The 572-nt window shown below is 43.4% G+C and carries 1 protein-coding gene; it reads left to right on the top strand.

The window, feature by feature from the left end:
• Nucleotides 1–572: YDG domain-containing protein (locus tag F973_RS15260; RefSeq protein ID WP_004761502.1), on the top strand; the 572-nt coding region annotated here is incomplete at both ends.

The following is a 572-nucleotide window of genomic DNA, read 5'->3' as shown; positions in this document are numbered from 1 at the left end:
AGCGTAAGCTATGGCGACGACCGAATCGGTCAGGATGTTTTAGTTGTCAGTGGAACAGCGACATTTAGTGATAAAAATGCAGCGACGGGTAAAACCGTAACGGCTAATAATCTTGCATTAACTGGAACAGATGCAGGCAACTATGAGCTTGCATCGACAACAGCGACCACCCAAGCAGATATAGATAAAGCGACTTTAACCGCTACCATCACTGCTCAGAACAAGATTTATGACGGTAATAACTCGGCAAGCGTAAGCTATGGCGATGACCGTATTGGTCAGGATGTTTTAGTTGTCAGTGGAACAGCGACGTTTAGTGATAAAAATGCTGGAAGTAATAAAACTGTGATAGTGAATGGCTTAACTTTATCAGGAGCAGATGCAGGGAACTATGTTCTAGCTGCAACTACAGCAACCGATACTGCTGATATTAGTAAAGCGCAAGCAATCGTTACCGCCAATAGTTTAAACACTGTGTATAACGGACAAAACCAAACAGCATCAGGTTTTAGTGCAACAGGTTTGGTCAATGGTGAAGATAGCTCAGTATTGACAGGTGTCACAGCATCCGT

This window comes from Acinetobacter sp. CIP 102129 (assembly GCF_000368305.1).
Lineage (GTDB): Bacteria > Pseudomonadota > Gammaproteobacteria > Pseudomonadales > Moraxellaceae > Acinetobacter > Acinetobacter parvus.
This window is presented reverse-complemented; position numbering and strand designations above follow the sequence as displayed.